This is a genomic window from Nannocystis bainbridge (assembly GCF_028368995.1).
GTDB classification, from domain to species: Bacteria; Myxococcota_A; Polyangia; order Nannocystales; family Nannocystaceae; genus Nannocystis; species Nannocystis bainbridge.
In genome coordinates this window covers 162,935-176,733 of record NZ_JAQNDL010000002.1, presented here as the reverse complement: position 1 = coordinate 176,733, position 13,799 = coordinate 162,935, and the positions used below count along the sequence as shown (strand labels likewise).

Sequence of the window (13,799 nt, the reverse complement as noted above, 5' to 3'; positions counted from 1 at the left end):
GGCGAGGTCGCATGCCCACTCGCCCCCGAACCATCCTCCGCTCGGGCGTCCGCAGCCCTGCGCTGCTCGACCTGCTGCCGGTCGGCGAATCACTGGTCGCCGTCCACGCCTTCGTGCCGCACCACCGCGGCGGCGACGTCGTGCATCACCGACGCGACGGCGATCGCTGGCGCCGCCGCGTCGTGCGCGACGGCGACACCTATCACGGCGAGGTCCTCGCGCTCGCCCACGCCGCCGACGGCCGCTCGTTTGCGATCGTGTACTGGGACGAGCAGCAGCTCTGGATCGAGCGCTTCGGGCCCGCAGGCGAGCTGGAGCTCCGCGGCGCGCTCCCGCTGGAGTGGGATGACGAGGCCGGCTTGCCCGAGCTCGTCGCGCTCGCCGTCGACGCCACCGCGCCCCGCGTCCTCGCCTGCGTCAGCCCGGCGGCGGACGAGCGGAAGCCTCGCGGCGCGCGACGAAGGGCTGCCTCCGGCTCGCGGCTGTTCGAGGTCACGCCTGCCGGCGCGCGCGAGCTCCCGCTCGATGTCACCGCCGCGGCGCTGGCCCTCGTCGACGGCGCGCTGGTGATCTTCGGCGCGACCGGGGAGGCGCTCCTGCGCCCCGATCGCGGCGCCGAGGTCCGCTTCGATGACAAGCGCCTGGTCGCGCCGCGGATCTTCGCCGTCCGCGAGCGCGAGCTGCTCCTCGGCACCGCCGACGCGCTGGCGCTCGTGCGCCTCGGCGGCCGCACCCCCGCGATCACCTGGCTGTCCGTCCCGTTCGCGCCGCAGCACGCCTGCTTCGCCGCCAACGGCTGGGCGGCCGTGCGCGCCCGGTCACAGCTCGTCGAGGTCGTCGACGCGCAGGGTCGCCGGGTCGCGCGTCAGTTGCCGAAGCCCGCGGCTCGCGTCGCGCTCGCGGCCGGCGGCACGCTGCTCTGCGAGGGCGACGCCGGCGAATTGCGCGTGTGGACGCGGGACGAGTTCCGCGCCCTGCCGACCGTCGACGCGGCGGCGGTCGTCGGATCGCTGATCGCCGGCGAGCAACCCGAGGTGCCGGCGATCCTCGCCGAGCTCGCCCCGCAGGGCGCCGGCGGGCTCGCGGCGGAGCTCGAGCAATTGCTCGCCGCGGCCCGCAAGCAGAAGCGCGACTGGTGGTTCCTCGACCTCGCGCGCGAGCTCGCCGAACGCCGGGCCGCCGTCGCGCTGGCCCGCGGCGACACGGCCGACGCGGCCGTCGATCTGCTGTTCGCCGCCAGCGTCCACCGCGACGACGGCGAGGCCAAACGCCGCGCGGCCGTCCGCAAGCGGGCCGACGCGGCCATGGCGACCCTCCGCGCGACGCCCCGCGCCCCCGTCCGCGATCTCGCTTGCGAGCACCTCTTCGACCTGCTGGAGCGCACCCGCGAGCCTCGCATCATCCTCGCGTTCGGCCGCGCGCTCGCCGAATCGCCGGTCCTCGCCTCGCCGACCTTCCACCTCGCCTTCGGCGTGGTTGCGACGCTCGAGTGGCTCGACCAACTGCCCGTCCTCGAGGGGGCGCCCGCGAGCCGCATCGACGCCGCGCGCGAGCTCGCGGACGCAGCCCGCCGCTCCCTCGAGCGCAGCAGTGAGTCACTGCCCGCCGCGGCCCTCCCGCGGCTGTGGCTGGCGATGTTGCACCGCGCCGACGATCTCGAACCGTGGGCCGATCGCAAGCGAGCCCGCGAGCACGAGCAAGCCGTCAAGCGCTGCACCGAGCTGGGTCCCGCGCGTATCACCGCCTTCCTCGACGCCCAGGAGCTCGACGGGGGCGCGCGCTGGCATTTGCAGGCGAGCCTCTGGCGCGTCGGCCTCCCGGCCCGCCTCCGCGACGCTCCCCCAGCCTCGACCACGCACCCCTCGTGAGCAGCCGCGGGCGCCCACGGAGCGCCGGCAATCCGCGACTCCGCGGCGAGCCGCGGCCTCACGCGGTGAGCGTCCAGGGACGCTCACTCGCCTCCGAGCTCAGCGAGCGCGCGACGCCTTCGGCGTGCTCACGAACTCCGCCAGGTGCTTGCCGGTCAGCGTCGACTTCGCCGCCACCAGCGCGGCCGGCGTCCCCTCGAACACGATCTTGCCGCCCTCGTGGCCCGCGCCCGGCCCGAGATCGATGATCCAGTCCGCGTGGGCCATCACGGCCTGATGGTGCTCGATCACGATCACCGACTTGCCCGCGTCGACCAATCGATCGAGCAGCTTCAGCAATTGCTCGAGGTCCGCCAGGTGCAGCCCGGTGGTCGGCTCGTCGAGCACGTAGACCCCGCCCTCGGCGCCCATGTGCGTCGCCAGCTTGAGCCGCTGACGCTCGCCGCCCGACAGCGTCGTCAGCGGCTGGCCGAGCCGCAGATAGCCGAGCCCGACATCCGCCATGCGCTGCAGGATCGCGTGCGCCGCCGGCGTCTTCGCCTTGCCGGTGCCAAAGAAATTCACCGCCGCGTCGACCGGCAGATCGAGCACCTCGGCGATGTTGAGCCCGCCGAATTTGTAGTCGAGCACCGACGCCTGGAACCGCTTGCCCTCGCAGTCCTGACACACCGTCGACACCCCGGCCATCATCCCCAGATCGGTGTAGATCACCCCGGCGCCGTTGCAGGTCGGGCACGCGCCCTCGGAGTTGGCGCTGAACAGCGCCGGCTTGACCCCGTTGGCCTTGGCGAACGCCTTGCGGATCGGCTCGAGCAGATCGGTGTAGGTCGCCGGGTTGCTGCGGCGCGAGCCGTGAATCGGCGCTTGATCGACCGACACCACCCCTTCCTTGCCGCTGACCGAGCCGTGGATGAGCGAGCTCTTGCCCGAGCCGGCCACCCCGGTCACTACCACCAGCACGCCGAGCGGGATGTCGACGTCGACGTCCTTCAGGTTGTGCGAACGAGCCCCGCGCACCTTCAGCGCGCCCTTCGGCTTGCGCACCGCCGGCTTGAGCGCCGCGCGATCGCTCAGGTGCCGGCCGGTGAGCGTACCGCTGGCCCGCAGCTCCTCGAGCGTGCCCTCGAACACCACCTCGCCGCCCGCCGTGCCGGCGCCCGGGCCGAGGTCGACCACGTGATCGGCGATAGCGATCGCTTCCGGCTTGTGCTCGACCACCAGCACCGTGTTGCCCTTGTCGCGCAGCCGCAGCAGCAGCCCGTTCATCCGCTGGATGTCGTGCGGGTGCAGCCCGACCGTCGGCTCGTCGAACACGTAGGTCACGTCGGTGAGCGACGATCCGAGGTGACGGATCATCTTGGTGCGCTGCGCCTCGCCGCCCGACAGCGTGCCCGCCGGGCGGTCGAGGCTGAGGTAGCCGAGCCCGATCTCCACGAACGAGTCGAGCGTGTGCCGCAGCGACGCCAGCAGCGGCGCGACCGACGGCGCCTCCAGGCCGCGCACCCACGCCGCCAGATCGCTGATCTGCATCGAGCAGGCGTCGGCGATGTTGACGCCCTTGATCTTCGACGACCGCGCCGCCTCGTTGAGACGCGAGCCGCCGCAGTCCGGGCAGGCGCTGAAGGTCACCGCGCGCTCGACGAACGCGCGGATGTGCGGCTGCATCGCGTCGACGTCCTTGGTCAAAAACGACTTCTGGATCCGCGGGATGAGGCCCTCGTAGGTGAGGTTCATCTTCTCGATCTTGACCTTGGTCGGCTCCTTGTAGAGGAAATCGTGGCGCTCCTGCTTGGTGTACTTGCGGATCGGCTTGTCGGGGTCGAGGAAGCCCGAGGCGCCGAAGATGCGCACGTGCCAGCCGTCGACGTTGTAGCCGGGGATCGTCAGCGCCCCTTGGTTGAGCGACTTGCTCTCGTCGTAGAGCTGGGACAGGTCGATGTCGTTGACCGAGCCCATGCCCTCGCAGCGCGGGCACATGCCGCCGTTGACGCTGAAGACCTTCTTTTCGGCCTTGGCCCCGGGCTTGTCGACCGTGATCTCGCCGACCGCCCGCATCGACGGCACGTTGAACGAAAACGCGTTCGACGAGCCGATGTGCGGCTTGCCGAGCCGGCTGAACAGCACCCGCAGCATCGCGTTGGCGTCGGTCGCCGTGCCGACGGTCGAGCGGGAGTTGGCGCCCATGCGCTCCTGGTCGACGATGATCGCCGTCGTCAGCCCCTCGAGCACGTCGACCTCGGGCCGCGACTGCGACCCCATGAACCCCTGCAAAAAGGCGCTGTAGGTCTCGTTGATGAGCCGCTGCGACTCCGCGGCGATGGTGCCGAACACCAGCGACGACTTGCCCGAGCCCGACACGCCGGTGAACACGGTCAGCCGTCGCTTGGGGATCTCGACGCTCACGTCCTTGAGGTTGTTCTCGCGGGCCCCCTGGACCCGGATCCAGTCATGGCTATCGGCGGCGTGTCGATTGGATGCGGGCATGTTCGCGCTCATGAACGTCGAGTCTCAGGGGAGTGTCAAGTGCGGATTGACTTCGCAGGTCACCCGCGAGCCGCGGCGCCGCGTCCCTTGGCGAGGTACGGCAGCACAAACAGGTAGAGCCCGCTGATCATCAGCAGGATCAACGGAAACAGGGCCACGAGGCCGATCCAGACCGCCTGCGAGCCGACGCCCATGGCGATGATGTTGACGAGCACAGCCACCGTGAAGGCGATCGACAGCCAGCGATGGGTCTGCCGAATCCAGTTGTTCGTTCGCATTGCAACCTCCTTGTGAACACGCGTGAAGCGGAGTCACGACGAGGACCCGAGCGCCTCGCCGATCGACCCCAGTACATGGGCACGGGACGCGTGGACCACGAACATCGTGGCCCCCACGCCCGACCTTGATCATGTCATCGATGCGAGCCGCGGACGGCTCACGCGATCTTGTCGAGCAGCTCGACGAGCCTGCCGCCCATCATCTTCCAGCCGTAGCGGGCGCCGCCGAATTCCTGCTTCTGGTCCGACTTGAAGCCCGACTGCACCAGCGACAGCCGCGTCCCCGCGGTCGTCGGCGTGATCGTGAAGGTCACGACGGTGTCGAGGAACGGGACGCTCCACGTGTAGCTGATCTTGCGCTGGGCCTCGATCTCGACGAGCCGGCAGTTCACGGTGCCGTCCCAGCCGGGATAGGCCTGTGTCTTGAACGTGAACGCCGCCCCCGGCGCGAGCCGGAACCCGGTCACGGGCAAGAGCCACTCCGCGAGCAGCTCCGGGTCGGTGAGCGCGCGCCACACCTTCTCGGGCGGGTGCGCCAGGTCGAATTCGAAGGTGAGGGCTTCCGTCTGCGATGCTTCGGTCTTGTCGGTGAGACTCATGGCTCCATCCTCTTGAGGAGTTGATCGAGGCGATCGACGTGCTCCGTCCAGAAGGCACGGTAGTGTTCGATCCAGTCGATGAGAGGCTTCATGCCGCGCGGCTCGACCCGGTAGTAGACGCAACGCCCCTCGCGCCGGCCGTTGACCAGGCCGGCGTCCTTCAACGTGGCGAGGTGCTGCGACACCGCGGGCTGCGAGATGTCGAAGCGCGCGGTGAGGTCCTTCACCGCCGCCTCGCCCCGCGTGAGCGACTCGAAGATGGCCCGACGGCTGGGATCCGCCAGCGCCTGGAAAACCCTGTCCTCGAGCACGGCCGCGCTCTGCATGTCCAACTCATAAGCCAATGCTTATTAGTTGTCAAGCGCGCGAATCAGCTACTCCCCGGCCCCTCCGCACGTGCACGCCGGGGGCCCGCAGAAGCGGCCCACCACCTGCAGCAGGTCGTCGATGTCGATCGGCTTGCTCAACCCTTCGAGGCCCATCGCCGTCGCCTTCTCGGCCACGCCGTGATCGCCCGACACCACCACCACCGGCACCTCCGCGAGCTTCGGATCGCCGCGTTGCTCGGCGCGGAACTCGATCCCGTTCATCACCGGCATCATCAGGTCGAGCAGCACCAGGCAGGGGCGGACCCCGCTGCGCAGCGTCATCAACGCTTCGCGGCCGTTGCTCGCGGCCACCACCCGATAGCCCGACACCTCGAGCACCGTCTGCAGCGTCTCGCACACGTCCAGATCGTCGTCGACGACCAGCACCAGGCCGCCCGCTTGATCGCCGTCCGTCATGCCGCGAGGCCCCCCTCCGCCGCGCCCGGCGACCGCTCGCACGGCAGCTCGAGCGTGAAGGTCGAGCCCTCGCCCGGCGTGCTGGTGGCGCGCAGCGAGCCGCCGTGACCCTCGACGATCCTCCGGGCGATGTACAGCCCCAGCCCCAGTCCGCCGTAGTTCTGGGCCGACACGCCGCGTTCGAAGCGCTCGAAGATCCGCGGCATGCGGTCCGGTTCGATGCCGATCCCGTGGTCGCGGACCGTCACCCGCGCGACATCGTCGACCCGCTCGACCGCGATCTCGATCGGCGCGCCGGCCCCGAACTTGGCCGCGTTGGCCAAAATGTTGGAGATGACCTGCTCGATCCGCGAACGGTCCCAGCGGCCGATCACCGGCCCCTCGGCGCGGATCTTCGCGGCACTCCGGGCGCGCACCAGGTCGGGCTGGAACCGGGCCACGACCTCGCGCACCAGGCCGCACAGCTCGACCTCCGCCAGCGCCAGCGCCAGCTGCCAGGTCTCGATGCGCGAGACATCGAGGAGGTCGCCGATCAGACGGTTCATCCGCCCCGACTGCCGGATGGCCAGGTCGATCAGCTTGCCCGCCACCTGCGGATCGAGCGGCGTGCCGGCCGGCGTCCGCCTGGCGAGCGTCTGCAGCGCGAGCGTCAGCGATGTCATCGGCGTGCGCAGCTCGTGCGAGGCGACCGACAGGAACTCGTCGCGCAGCCGCAGCGCCGCCTGGGTCTGGCGATACAGCCGGGCGTTGTCGATCGCGATCGCCGCGCGCCGGGCCAGCTCGATCAGCAGCTCGAGGTCCGCGGGCGCGTAGCGGAAGCCCGGCCGAGCCGAGGCGAGCGTGATGGCGCCGACGATCCGCGAGCCCACCGTCAGCGGCGCGACGATCGCCGACTCGACCCCGAGCTCGCGCAGGATCCGGGCGTGGCCCGCGTCGACGCAGTAGCGCGTCAGCGTCTCCTCGCTCCTCTCGAGGCGGAGCGCCTCGCCGGTACGGATCGCGTGCGCGGACGGGTGCGGCGAATGCATGCCCGGCGGGTAGCGCGAGCGCAATTCGGCCAGCAGGGCCGCCTGCGCCGGATCGGCCGGCGGCCACGTCAAGCGGCGGATCGCGCCGTCCTCGACGACATCGATGACGCACCAGTCGGCGAACGATCGCACGCACATATCGGCCAATCGATGCAGCACCTCCTCGTGATCGAGCGACTCGCCGAGCAGCTTGCTCGCGTCGCCGAGGAACGTCGCGCGCCGCTGGTCCGCCTCGGCCGCCTGGCGGGCCGCCTGCTCCTGGGCCAGCAGCGTCGCGTTCTCCAGCGAGATGGCCGCCTGGGCCGCGAGCAGCTCCAGCACCGTCAGCTGCTCGCGGCGGAACGCGCTCGGGACCAGGCTGTTCTCGAGACAGAGGACATCCTGCACCGCCCCGCGGCGGCGGATGGGGAAGCACAGCAGCGAGCGCGGCTGCGCTTGCGCCACGTACTCGTCGCGGCCAAATCGACCCGGGTCGGCGCGCGCGTCGTCGAGGAGCACCTGCTCGCCGGTGCGGTGGACGTACTGCACGATCGACGACGGCACCACGCGACCCAGCTCGCCGGGGCCTCGCGGTCGCAGATCGGCGCGCATCCCTGACTCGTCGAGCGTCGCGCTCGCCGTCAGCGTCAGCTCGCCGTGCCGGACCGCGATCAGGTGGGCCGTACGCGCCCCGCTCTGCTCGAGCACCACCGCGAGCAGCCGGCGGAGCAGCTTCTCCTCCACCATCTCGCTGGAGATCGACTGCGACGCCTGGGCCACCGCCAGCAGATCGATGTGCTCCGCCGTGACCGTGTCGCCGAATCCGCCGCGGCGCTGGCCGACGTCGATCGCGCCCGGATCCTGCGCGTCGAGCTGGCGGACCTTGCCGTGCGCCCCCCACCGCGCGTAGCCGGCCCGGGCGGCCCGCAAGTGCGTCACCGCCAGCGCCGCCAGCCCGCGCTCGCGGTAGAAGCCGGCCAGCAGCTCGTCGCCGACCGCCTGATTGTTGACGAAGCCGTGCGCGCGCGCCCCCGCGATCGCGCGGTCGTAGCAAGCCAGCGCGTCGTGGTCCCGGCCCTCGAGTCGGGCGATCTCGGCGGCCACCAGCGCGTGCTTGTGGCCGAAGTTCTCCGGACCCGCTGCCGCCCACCCGGCCAGCTTCGCCTCGTGCCGCGCGAGCACCGTGAGCGCCTCCTGCTGCCGCTGCGGCGTCCCGCCCGACACCGAAGCCGCCAGCGCCAGCGCATAATAATACCAGTACTCCGGCTCCTGGATATGCGCCAGCGAGCACCACAGCAGCGGCGCCGCGCGATCGCCCGCCGCCAGCGCCCCCGCGTGGTCACCCCACAAGAACCGCGCCTGCAGCTTCTGGATGGCATACCAGCACGCGACCACCCGCCACGGCGAATCGTCGATCATCGCCTGATAGGCCACGTCGTCGAACGCCTCGTCGCCGAAGCTCGCCGGGCTCGACGTCCGCCCCTGGAGGTTGCGGACCAGCCGCTGGATCCCGATCAGCACCTGCGACGAGCCGGCGAACCTGGCGTCGCGCGTGAACTTCAGCCGCCGCTCCGTCTCGCGCTCGACCTGATCGAGCGGCTCGCCGAGGACCAGCAGGTCGGTCACGTAGTGATTGCAGCAGTAGCAGGCGAAGGTGAGGTCGCCGGTCTCGCGCGCCGACTGGAACGCGATCTCGAGGTAGCGGAGCGCGCCCCGCAGGTGTCGCGTCCAGAAGCGGATGCAATCGCCGAAGATAAAGTGAAGCTTGGCGCGGTACGCCATCACCCCGCTGCGCTCGGCCAGCGCGTACCCGAGCTCGCCGAAGCGATAGCCCGCGTGATAGCGGCCGAACGCCGGGCCCAGCACCATCCCGAAGTACGCGTAGCCGAGCGCGGAGCCGTCGCCGTTGCCGTGGCGGAGGCTGATCTCGACCATGCGGCAGTAACAGAGCGCCGGCAGATGGGGATCGGTGTTGAGCGTCGGCGCGAACAGCACCGCGAGGATCGCCAGCGCCGCGCGCATGTCCGGGTCCGTGAGCGGCGGCAGATCGATCAGGTCCTCGATCCGTCGCTCGCCCATGGCGTCCCAGATCGCCTGCACCTCGGCCAGCACCTGCGCCCGCGTCGGGTGCGGCGCCACCTCGACGCCGAGCAGTCGCAGGCCGTCGAGCCCGCGCTCGACCGCCGTGCGCAGCTCCTGCCGGCTGGTGAAAAGATCGACCTCCACCCGCCGGATCTCCGCCCGTTCGCCGCGCGTGCGGGCGCGCTCGAACAGCGCCGCGAATCGCTCCTCCGCCGCTTCGAATCGGCCCTGCAGGTACTCACATTCGGCCTGGCCGAACCCCAGCGCGAACGCCAGCGCGTGCTGCTCGGCCCACGCCTCCGGCCCGAGCAGCTCGATCCCCGCCGAGAAGTAGCGCACGGCCGCCGCGTAGGCGGTCGAGGCCCTCGCCTTGCGCCCGGCCGCCAGCTGGACCTCGGCGACCCGAACCCGCTCCTCCGCGCCGTCGAGCAGGTGCCCGCCGCGCTCGAAGTGACCGGCGACCTCGAACACCCGCGCCTCCAGCTGCTCGTGCGACAGGCGATCCAGCAGCAGCCGCCCGACCCGCAGGTGCACCGCCGCCCGCTCGTGCGCCGGCATGAGGGAGAACGCCGCCTCCTGCACCCGGTCGTGCGCGAACTTGTAGGCGTCGCCGTCGCGCAGCATCAGGCCCGCGCGGACCGCCGCCTTCAGGTCGCCCTGCACCGCCTCCGCGGACCGCCCGCCGAGCGCCGCGAGCAGCTCGACCTCGGTCACGCCGCCGAGGCACGCGGCGAGCTCGAGGGCCTCCTGCGCCGACGCGGACAGCTGCTGCAGGTTGCCCACCACCAGCTCGGCGACGTTGCTCGTCGAGGTCTTGGCGCGGATCCGCGGCAGGTCTCCGGACCATGTCCCCGAGGACAGGTCGAGCGCGACCAGCCCCTCCCGGTGCAGCATGCTCAGGAACTGCAAGGCGAAGAACGGGTTGCCGCCGGTCTTGTCGTGCACGAGCCGCGCCAGGTCCTCCGCCCCGCGCACGCGGCCGCCGAAGGTCGCGCTGACGATCGCTACGACGTTCTCTTCGGTCAGCGGAGCGAGCTCGATGACGCGGACCGGCACCTTCGCCGCTCGCACCTCGTCCAGCGCCGCCAGCAACGGGTGCCCGGTCGTCACCTCGTTGTCGCGGTACGCCGCGATCCACAAGAAGTGGTGCACGTCGGGGTGCGTGATCAGATCGACGAGCAGCGCGAGGCTGGCCGGATCGACCCACTGCAGGTCGTCGAGGAACAGCGCCACCGGATGCTCCCGGGCCGCGAACACCGCGACGAATTGTCGGAACACGCGGTGAAACCGGAGCTGCGCCTCCGTCCCCGACAGCTCCGACACCGGCGGCTGCTCGCCGACGATGAGCGCCAGCTCCGGGATGATGTCGACGCACAGCCGCGCGTTCAGCCCGAGCGCCGCCGTCAGTCGTGCGCGCCACTCGCCCACCCGCGCCTCCGGCTCGGCGAGGATGTCGTGAACCAGCCCGCGGAACGCCTGTGAGATCGTCGCGTACGGGATGCCGCGCTGGTACTGATCGAACTTGCCGGCGAGAAAATAGCCGCGCGCCTGCGCGATCGGCCGCCGCAGCCGGTGGACCAGCGACGACTTGCCGATCCCCGAATAACCCGACACGCACACCAGCCCCGGCGCGCCGGTCTCGAGCATCGCCTCGAACGCGCCGGTCAGGGCGGCCAGCTCGCGCTCGCGGCCGACCAGCTCCTGCGGCTCGGATGGCCGTTCGGACAGGTCATCTTCGCCGAGCGGGAACGCCTCGACGCGCCCGTGCTCCCGCCACTCGGCCAGGCACCGCTCGAGATCGCAACGGAGCCCGCGCGCGCTCTGGTAGCGGTCCTCCGCCACCTTGGCCAGCAGCTTGACCACGATCGCCGACACCGCCGCCGGCACCGCCGGCCGCAGCGACGCCGGCGGCGTCACCCGTCGCGCCAGGTGGCAGTGCACCCACTCGAGCGGATCGCGGGCGCGGAACGGTAGGCGCCCCGTCAGCATCCGATAGAACGTGACGCCCAGCGAATAAAGGTCGGTGCGGCAGTCGAGCGGGCGGTTCAGCCGCCCGGTCTGCTCGGGCGACATGTACGCCAGTGATTCGGTCGGGATCCCGGGGCTCTGCGCCGGCCGCGAGGCGTCCTGCAGCGTACCGGGGCTCCCCAGGTTGGCGAGCTTGACCTCGCCGCGCTCCGGATCGACCACGATGTTGTCCGGCCGGAGATCCATGTGGACCACGTCGCGCCGGTGCAGCGCCTCGACCGCGCCGGCGATGGCGATCGCCAGCGTCAGGAAGCGCTCGATCGCCAGCGGCTCTGTCGTCAGCAGCTGCTCGAGGAACACCCCGTCGAAGTGCTCGAGCACCAGCGCCGGCAGCCCGCGATAGGTGTCGAGCGCGATCGGCTTGACAGTGACCGCGAGGTCCAGCGCGCGCCCGAGCTCGTACTCCGCCCGCAGCCGCTCGAGCTCCCGCGCCGGACAGAGCCGCGGGTCGACCGTCTTGATGACCACCGCGCGATCGTCCTCGACTCGAACCGCGCGGTAGATGCAGGCGCCGGAGCTCTCGCGGAGCAGCCCGGTGACGAGGTACTTGGCTGGGTCCGCTGTCCCTGCGTCGCCCATGCGAGCAGCGTGGCGCGGCCGCGGATCGAAGGCCACCGGACCCGAGGAGACCCGCGGCTCGGTCCGTCAAGGCTCCGCTCGGGCTTCGCCTCCCGCCCGTCCGCGTGCTGCGCCGAAGGGCTCGTCGGGCCCGTGCACCGCCGAGCGGCCCGCCCGCGACCTTCGACGCCAGCCCTCGCACGCCGAACGCCCGGCGGCCCGGCGGCGGCGCCACCATCCGTGGTAGTCATGCGCATGGCGTTGACCGCGACGCTCTACAACCTGCACATCAACCTCTCGGACATCGACCGCGGCGTCTACGAGGACCTCGACCTGCGGATCGCCCGGCACCCGTCGGAGAGCCCGCGCTTCATGTGGACGCGGACGATCGCCTACTGCCTGAGCCACGCCGAGGGCATCGCGTTCAGCAAGGACGGCATCGCCTCGACCGACGACCCGCCGATCGCCATCCGCGATCCGACCGGCATCCTGCTCGAGTGGATCGACGTCGGCACCCCCGCCGCCGAGCGCCTCCACAAGGCCACCAAGGCCGCGCGCCAGGTCTCGCTGTTCACCGCCGCCTCGCTCACGCAATTGCGCCGCGACGCCGCCGGCGGCGCGATCCACAAGGCCGACACGATCGCCGTGTGGCTGCTCGAGCCCGCCTTCCTCGACGCCCTCGAGGCCCGGCTCGACCGCAAGGCCAAGCTCGAGCTCGTGCGCACCGACGGCCGGCTCTACGTCTCGATCGGCGGCGACACCGTCGAGGGCGCGATCACCCGCGACTCGCTGGTCACGGCCTGATCCGCGCAGCCGCAGGGCAGCGCCACGCGCGACAGATCGGCCGCACCGCGGACTGGGCCACGCCGGGCGAGGACGCGAGAAAGCGTCGATGCGCCGGCCAGACCTGGCCGTCGCATCGACGCCGACGTCCTGCTGCAAAGATCAGGCTCCCCATCGAAGCCGAACTCGGCGCGGCGGCTCCTCACGGCTGTAGCCGTGCCAGGGGTCCGGGGAAGGGGCGGACGCGAATTAGAGGCAGGACGGCGCGAGGAGCGAGCAGCCATCCTGCCGGTTAACTCGCGGCCGCCCCTTCCCCGGACCCCCCGCGAGGCGCAGTCGGCAATTCGCGGACCGACGCTCCAGCTCAGGTCAGGCTCGCGCGGGCGAAGTTTGTCAGTGCCGCGAACGTCTCGAACCGCTTCTGGATGGTCGCCTGGTCGAGGCCCTTGAGGCGGTCGTAGGAGAAGCCCTCGACGCAGAACGACGCCATCACCGAGCCGTAGATCATCGCGGTGCGCAGCGACGCGCCGTTCGGCTCGACGCCGGGGCGGGCCAGCCAGCCCATGAAGCCGCCGGCGAAGCTGTCGCCGGCGCCGGTCGGGTCGACCACGTCCTCGAGCGGCAGCGCCGGGGCCGAGAACATCTCGCCGTCGGCGTCGAACAGCAGCGCGCCGTACTCGCCGCGCTTGATGACGACGTTGCGCGGGCCGAGGGCCCGGATCGCGCGGGCCGCCTTGACGATGTTGTGCTCGCCGCTGAGCTGGCGGGCCTCCTCGTCGTTGAGCGTCAGCACGTCGACGTCCTTCAGCACCGCCTTGAGGTCGTCGTTGGCGATCGAGATCCACAGGTTCATGGTGTCGAGGCCGACCAGGCGCGGCCGCTGCATCTGCGCGAACACGTCGCTCTGCAGCCGCGGCTGGATGTTGGCCAGGAACAGGTACTCGCTGCCGCGGAACTCGGCCGGCAGGTTCGGCTGGAACTTCTCGAACACGTTGAGGTGCGTCTCGAGCGTGGTCCGGTCGTTCATGTTCTCGTGGTACTGGCCCTTCCAGCGGAAGGTCAGCCCGTCCTGCACGATCTCGAGGCCGGACACGTCGACGCCCGCGGCCTTGAGGTCGGCCACCGCGTAGTCGGGGAAGTCGCGCCCGACCACGCCCACCAGCCGCACCTGCGCCAGGTACGACGCCGCCATCGCGAAGAAGGTCGCCGACCCGCCGACGCTCTCCGGCCGCTCGGCGCGGGGCGTGATGATCCAGTCGATGGCGACGCTGCCGACGACGACGAGGTGGGGCTTTTGCACGGTCATGGCTCTCTCTTCGTTCCTGTT

At 71.2% G+C, this 13,799-nt stretch carries 9 protein-coding genes; 2 read left to right on the top strand and 7 right to left on the bottom strand.

Annotation, left to right across the window (positions count from 1 at the left end):
- The first annotated feature begins 11 nt into the window (after positions 1-11).
- Positions 12-1,868, top strand: coding sequence for a hypothetical protein (locus tag POL25_RS18435; RefSeq protein ID WP_272087396.1), 1,857 nt, complete (start codon positions 12-14; stop codon positions 1,866-1,868).
- Between the two features lie 99 nt (positions 1,869-1,967).
- Here the strand turns inward: POL25_RS18435 and POL25_RS18430 are convergent, their stop codons facing one another.
- From POL25_RS18430 to POL25_RS18405, 6 genes are all read right to left on the bottom strand, one after another.
- Entirely contained in the window at positions 1,968-4,352 is a 2,385-nt protein-coding gene (locus POL25_RS18430) for an ATP-binding cassette domain-containing protein (protein ID WP_272087395.1), read from the bottom strand.
- A 59-nt stretch (positions 4,353-4,411) separates the two neighbouring features.
- Complete coding sequence (locus POL25_RS18425; protein ID WP_272087394.1) at positions 4,412-4,630, bottom strand: hypothetical protein; 219 nt, start codon at positions 4,628-4,630, stop codon at positions 4,412-4,414.
- 158 nt (positions 4,631-4,788) lie between these two features.
- Positions 4,789-5,229 carry an SRPBCC family protein gene (locus POL25_RS18420; protein ID WP_272087393.1) on the bottom strand — a complete coding sequence of 147 codons (441 nt, stop codon included), beginning with the start codon at positions 5,227-5,229 and terminating at the stop codon, positions 4,789-4,791.
- The gene (locus tag POL25_RS18415) at positions 5,226-5,555 is read right to left on the bottom strand and encodes an ArsR/SmtB family transcription factor (protein ID WP_272087392.1); all 330 of its coding nucleotides are present in this window, start codon (positions 5,553-5,555) and stop codon (positions 5,226-5,228) included. The genes POL25_RS18420 and POL25_RS18415 overlap by 4 nt, the downstream gene beginning before the upstream one ends.
- 48 nt (positions 5,556-5,603) lie before the next feature.
- On the bottom strand, positions 5,604-6,014 hold the full coding sequence (locus tag POL25_RS18410) for a response regulator (RefSeq protein WP_272087391.1): 411 nt from the start codon (positions 6,012-6,014) through the stop codon (positions 5,604-5,606).
- Positions 6,011-11,746 (bottom strand): AAA family ATPase, encoded by a 5,736-nt coding sequence (locus tag POL25_RS18405; RefSeq protein ID WP_272087390.1) that lies wholly within the window; start codon positions 11,744-11,746, stop codon positions 6,011-6,013. Before POL25_RS18405 ends, POL25_RS18410 begins: the two co-directional genes overlap by 4 nt.
- A 192-nt stretch (positions 11,747-11,938) precedes the next feature.
- Here POL25_RS18405 and POL25_RS18400 point away from each other — a divergent pair, with 192 nt between their 5' ends.
- Entirely contained in the window at positions 11,939-12,493 is a 555-nt protein-coding gene (locus POL25_RS18400) for a YaeQ family protein (protein ID WP_272087389.1), read from the top strand.
- 343 nt (positions 12,494-12,836) lie between these two features.
- Here the strand turns inward: POL25_RS18400 and POL25_RS18395 are convergent, their stop codons facing one another.
- Entirely contained in the window at positions 12,837-13,778 is a 942-nt protein-coding gene (locus POL25_RS18395; protein ID WP_272087388.1) for a PfkB family carbohydrate kinase, read from the bottom strand.
- Positions 13,779-13,799: the final 21 nt, after the last annotated feature.

Excerpts from the sequence above, each read along its gene's own strand:
- POL25_RS18400 (WP_272087389.1), top strand. The coding sequence starts at position 11,939 with ATGCGCATGGCGTTGACCGCGACGCTCTACAACCTGCACATCAACCTC.
- POL25_RS18420 (WP_272087393.1), bottom strand. The coding sequence starts at position 5,229 with ATGAGTCTCACCGACAAGACCGAAGCATCGCAGACGGAAGCCCTCACC.
- POL25_RS18415 (WP_272087392.1), bottom strand. The coding sequence starts at position 5,555 with ATGCAGAGCGCGGCCGTGCTCGAGGACAGGGTTTTCCAGGCGCTGGCG.
- POL25_RS18430 (WP_272087395.1), bottom strand. The coding sequence starts at position 4,352 with ATGCCCGCATCCAATCGACACGCCGCCGATAGCCATGACTGGATCCGG.
- POL25_RS18395 (WP_272087388.1), bottom strand. The coding sequence starts at position 13,778 with ATGACCGTGCAAAAGCCCCACCTCGTCGTCGTCGGCAGCGTCGCCATC.
- POL25_RS18425 (WP_272087394.1), bottom strand. The coding sequence starts at position 4,630 with ATGCGAACGAACAACTGGATTCGGCAGACCCATCGCTGGCTGTCGATC.
- POL25_RS18410 (WP_272087391.1), bottom strand. The coding sequence starts at position 6,014 with ATGACGGACGGCGATCAAGCGGGCGGCCTGGTGCTGGTCGTCGACGAC.
- POL25_RS18435 (WP_272087396.1), top strand. The coding sequence starts at position 12 with ATGCCCACTCGCCCCCGAACCATCCTCCGCTCGGGCGTCCGCAGCCCT.